Source organism: Mongoliibacter sp., from assembly GCF_007692705.1.
GTDB lineage: Bacteria > Bacteroidota > Bacteroidia > Cytophagales > Cyclobacteriaceae > Mongoliibacter.
The window spans coordinates 1-6,239 of the sequence record NZ_REBN01000142.1 but is presented as its reverse complement, the minus strand read 5'-3'; the positions used below and the strand labels follow the sequence as shown (position 1 = coordinate 6,239).

The following is a 6,239-nucleotide window of genomic DNA, read 5'->3' as shown; positions in this document are numbered from 1 at the left end:
CAAAGACAAAGCTGTTATCATTAAACTCGATTCCGGTAATGGTTGCCGGCGTGATGTTGAAATCATCCCCTGTAAACTCGATGCTGTAGTTGTTTCCGGCAGAAAGTGTTCCCTGGCTGATGGCGTAAGCACCAACCTCTTCACCTTCAACCCTGATCAAAGTTCCTGAAATGATAGATTCATCATCTTCGTTTACAAAACCGGTTGCTGTAAAAGTCAGAACAGGTTCTGCTGTACCATATAATTTTCCTTGGTTTAAGTCCGCCGTGACAATAAGGGCAGCCTTGTTCACTGTTAAAGTTCTTTCCACTGGTTCAGCGGCAAAATTCACATCGTCTCCTGCCTGCGAGGCTGTGATGGTCGTACTACCTGCTTTCAGAACAGTTGCTTGATTACCCGATATAGTGACTATTGATGGATCATCAGCTGTATAGGTGACAGTCAACCCCTGATCAGTTTCTGTATCTCCCAAAGTAAAAATAGCGTCTCCATAAGTCTTTGGATCAATTTCAGAGAATGTAATCGTTTGATTCAATTTGTTGATGGTGGTAAATTTCCAGGTATTGGACTCTGGGATAAAACCTTCAAATTCATTTCCTGCCTGATCTTCAACAAACCCAGTAGAAATTCCTACCGTAATATCAGTATTAAAAGGAAGGCTGATATCCAGGTCAATAGAAAGAATTAAATGATCATCTGAAACACCTATCTCATCACGATCCGCTGGTACGGAAAGGTCATATTGCCTTAAAATTGTAGATCCACTATTAACTGTAAGTATTCCGGTATTTCCCAATACTACCTCCTCATCAAAAGTAATAAACAAGCTTGGCTTGAACTCCACTTCAGTTGCGTTGTGAGTAGGAGCAAATGTGGAAACAACAGGGCCTGTTTCATCAGTGACTGTAATGGTAAACTCCTGGTCAGTAAAGCCTGCATCATTTGTAGCTCGGAGAGTAACCGGATGGTTACCAACATCTGATTTGGCTGGAGTACCTGTCAATACATCCCTTGTCTGAAGACGATAAACTTCATTGGTGTTGACTTTTGCATATACCAAAAGACCACTAGAACTTAGCGATAAACTCCAAATATCATCTGTAGCACCCACGGACACTACTTCAAAAGATGAAAAATCAGAGTTGTATTTTCTTATACCTCCATTCTCCATTGATATGTAAAAATTACCGCTATTGTCTGTTGTGATGGAGGTTGGTCCCGTCGGTAAGTCGGATAAAACTGTAATTAACTCAATTCCATCATATTTAAGGATTGAATTAATTTCATGAGCTGCAAAAAATAAATTGTTGTCCTTATCAATTGTCAATCCAAATGGACTATTTGAAAACAGATCACTCAATACAACTGAAACTTCTTTGGTAGTTTCATTGATTTTTAGAATCTCACTTGAAGGATAATTTGCAGCATAGATGAAGCCATCTTTATCTATCAAGGAGATGACTCCACCTGATCTTGACAAGAAAACCTCTTCCTCAGCTGACGGATTATTCAAGGGCACTCGAGTGATGGCATTTGAAATATTATTATTTCTTGAAATATAGAGGTAACCATTAGCAATATGCAGTGAGAAGACATCTCCACGTATTCCTGACCTCCAAGAAGCGCTGGTACCATCAGGGGTGATTTTAAAGATCTGAGTACCATCTGTTCGAATTGTATAAATATTTCCATCATTGTCCGCAGTTGCACCTCTAAGTCGAATTCCATCAGGTAACGTACCCGCTAGAGACGCAACACCGGACTCACCTGCGCTGAAACTTAACCATGCTGGCAATGTAGGTGAACTGATTGTTGTTTCTAAATCATTCTCTACCGACCCTTCAATAGTGTAATTGTAAAACTTGTCATAGGGAATGGTCGTGATCGGAGAACTGTTGAAGGACGGAGGAGAAGGTGATTGAGTATCAAAGAAAACTTCCTCACCATAAGCCGTTCCTATTGAATTGGTAGCATATGCTCTCACATAAACCGTAGAACCAGCCAGCAGTCCTGTCACAGTACCTGAGAAAGTGCCAGTACCAGATTCCATTTCAACTTTAGTGTCTGAAATGGTCGGATTGCTAGATTGGGACCATACTATCCCTCGATCAGTCACTACTGCCCCACCGTCTGAAGTAACTTCCCCTCCAAGTGTAGCAGAAACTGTAGTCACATCAAGAGGTGTTGCAGTCGTTAATTCAGGTAAAGTAATTTGTGCCAATCCCGGAATCGGATTGAATTCCGGATTTGTCTCAGGTTCATCATACTCAAATCCCTGCAAATAAGGATAGGACATCAGTCCCTCGTCTGTACCAGCTTGCTTAATATTCCATATGCCTGTATTAGGAGTAAAATCCCATCCTGAAAAAGTCGACTGAGTCCTCATTTCAGCCGTAATTTTACCTGTACCTCTTGCACTAGTTGCCATACCGGAAGTTTCAGTATCCCAATAAGAATCACTCACAGTAGCAATTCCTGACCCTATAAATCCGCCAGTAGTATTTGTGGTGGGACTTTTTACAAATCCTTTAGAATAAGAATACCTAATTATACTATTCGTAGTTGAACGTCCAACAAATCCACCAACATGTGGGGCAGTGATATGTGAAGCTTCAACAGCAACATCTGTATAAGAATTTGAAATATTTATAATTCCAGTTCGTCCTATAAGTCCTCCAATATCACTTACTCCTTTGACAGTTCCCGTTACATACACTCCCGAAATTTCTACATACGAGATACTTTGACCGATCAAGCCTCCAGCTCTTATATTGCCAATTATCGAGACATCAATTAACCCTACATTCTTCAAGACTATATTAGACCCCGAAGACCCTGTAATAATTCCGAATAGTCCAATATCGTTTGTGCTACTTCGATTGATTGTTAGTCCTTTAATAGTATAATTCTTGCCGTCAAAATTGCCTGAAAATCTAACTGAACCTCCGATCGGCAACCATCCTGTATTTTCATTGGCAGTAGCAGAAGCATAAGTATCATACCCTGAAGATGTCTCGTCAAGGTTATTATTTAGTACAAAATAAGCCGAAAGGTTTAATCGAACATTGTGCAAATGTCTCCAATCACTGATCTGATAAGGATCGAGCTCAGTGCCGGTACCTCCGGCATACGGCGGATTTGGTACCAATCCTGGAATCGGATTGACTCCAGGTTCAGCTTCAGGCTCATCGTAATTGAAATTTTGCAGGTATGGATAAGATCTATAATCACCAGCTTGGATTTTCCAGATTCCAGTAGAAGCAGTGAAATTCCAGGTTGCATCTGTAAAAGTCGTCAGAGTTTTCATTTCGGCTGTAGACTTTCCGGTTCCACCAGCACTGGATAAAAGACCTGAGCTTTCGGTGTCCCAGAAGCAATTTTGCGTACGTCCGCCATTATTCATCACACCTGTAAAGCCACCTATTCCTGAACCAGAACCTGTTACTTTTCCTACAGAGTAGCTAGTATTGATCGTTCCTCCATCATTGTTTAATCCAATAAACCCACCAAGATGAATTCCGGAAGAGAAGACTTCAACGTCTGTATAGGAATTATTTAAAGAACCTCCACTATGTTGTCGACCGGCAAGTCCCCCAACTTGGTTTACCCCTGAAACGCTCCCTGTCACATATAACTTGGAAAAATTTCCGGCTATTTTTGAACCGATTAAACCTCCTACGAAATCTTTCCCAACAATGGAGATATCAATAAGTCCTAAATTATTTACCTGGCCTCCTTCTGTTTCAGAAAAAAGTCCCACATAATCTGTCTCAGGTCTATTGATTGTTAGCCCCTTTATGAAGTGATTTTCCCCATCAAAGCGACCTGTAAATTTTCCAAATGGAATCCAGCCATGATTATCATTTGCTGAAGCTGAAGCAAATGTTTCGTAGCCTGTTGATTTTTCATCTATATTTTTGTTCAGTAGATAATATCCCCCCAAATTCTCTCTTATGTTATTTAGTTGCCTCCAGTTTTCAATTTGATAAGGATCATCTGTGCTGCCTGTTCCACCTGCAAAAAGTGCAGGTACAACGATTGAACTGCTCGCAGTTCCCTCTCCTGTGGCATTGACTGCACGAATTTGGATAGTATAAGAAACAATATTGTCAAGCCCGGTGATTGTAATTGGTGAAAAAGTTTGAGTTGGATTCAATGGAATCCAGGAATCTCCTTCGTCCATTGAATATTCATAATTTGAAATTTCACCTCCACCGTCTGAGCCAGCAGTAAAAGTAATATCAATTGCTCCATTTTTACGAACTGCGCCTAGGTCAGTTGGGGCATTTGGGGCAACAGGTGAATTTTTAAAGACCACAAACCTAGGTATTCTCAGACCGTTGATTAAAGAAAAAGATCCCCCTGCATAAATGTAATTTCCAGAAACACCAACAGTACTCACCGAACCCGTACTGGGAGGAGGAGATGAAGCATCTGCAATCCACATCGGATCGGCAGCGCCATCCGTATTGTTAAGTTTGGCGAATTTTTCACGGGATGCAGCTCCAATAGTTGTAAACCCTCCACCGACATAAATGTCACTCCCAGAGATAGCAATGGAACTGACAGTATTGCTAGCTTTTGGATTCCAAATGGCATCTGCAACTCCTGTTGTATTATTTAATTTAGCGATACGAAGCCGAGATTGTCCTCCGACTACAATAAATTCACCCCCCACATAGATATCATCTCCAGATATAGCAATTGAAGAGACACTGTTACCACCTGTAGAACCTGCATTGGGATTCCAGTCGGAATCTGTCTCTCCTGTCGTTTTACTTATCTTTGCCAACCGATTGCGAGTTTGGCCTCCCATGGTCGTAAAATTTCCTCCCAAATAAATAGCATCACCTGATATCGCAATCGCCTGAACAATATTATTAGCATTGGGATTCCAATTGGAATCTGCATCCCCTGAAGTATTATTTAACTTTGCAACTCGGTTCCGAATTTGGCCACCTACCGTAGTAAAGGCGCCACCTACATAGATATCACTACCAGATATTGTAATAGTATTTATAGTATTACCAGCATTGGGATTCCAATCGGGATCTAAGGCTCCTGTGGTATTGTTTACCTTTGCCAGTCTATTGCGCGATTGCCCTCCGACGCTTGTAAATCTCCCTCCCAAATAAATATCGCCACCTGATATCGCTATCGTGTTGACATAATTGTCAACATTTGGGTCCCAATCAGGATCTATCTCATTGGTTATTTTGGAAATTCGAGTAACCCTATTTCTAGTTATATCTTTCAAAACAGTGAAGTTTCCACCAAAAAAGACATCAATTCCAGAAATCGCTATGGAGTTTACAGTATTGTCAGCTTTTGGATCCCAATTTGGATCTACAATTCCAGTGATATTATTTAACTTCACCAAACGGTTACGACTCTGACCGGCAATCGTAGTAAAGGCCCCACCTACATAGATATCACTTCCAGCTATTTCAATTGAATTAACGCTAGCATCAGCACCTGGATTCCAGGAAGGATCAACTTCTCCAGTTGTGTTGTTTAATTTGGCCAATCGAAGGAATGATTCTCCTCCAAGCGAAGTAAAACTCCCTCCTACATATATCCCATTATCTGCAATTGCCAAAGTTTGAACCGCAGCATCAGCATTAGGATCCCAACTGGCATCTGCTTCACCTGTACTATTATTTAATTTGGCTAATCTATTTCGAGTTTGACCTCCGACTGAAGTAAAAGTACCACCGACATAAATATCATCACCGGAAATAGCGATTTTTTGAACGACACCATTAGAATTAGGATTCCAAGAAATATCTACCGCACCGCTTGTATTGTTCAATTTGACTAAACTATTGCGAGTTATTCCTCCCACAGTGGTAAAAGATCCCCCCACATAAATATCACTTCCCGAGATAGTGATAGTATTAACCGTTCCATTAATATCTGGATTCCAATCGAGATCAACTGCGGCTGTTGTCTTGTTTAATTTAACTATTCTGTTTCGAGTTATTCCTCCTGCTGAAGTAAACGTTCCACCCACATACACTTCGTTTTCTAAAACTGCAATAGAATTGACAATAGAAGTACTATTTAGTGTTGCATTCCATTCGAGGTCTAATGTTCCATCGCTGAGGATATGGGCAATCCCTTGCCGTGATACTCCGTCAACTATCCTCATTAACCCTCCAATAAACCAACCGCCTGAACCGTCAGGAACCACTACATTTGCATTTCGATCAGCTAAAGGCTGATTGACTGTAACTTGG

1 protein-coding gene is annotated in these 6,239 nt (G+C 40.9%); it reads right to left on the bottom strand.

What is annotated here, in order from left to right:
* A partial coding sequence (locus EA341_RS08180) for an MBG domain-containing protein (protein WP_293012869.1) occupies positions 1-6,239 on the bottom strand: 6,239 nt, incomplete at both ends.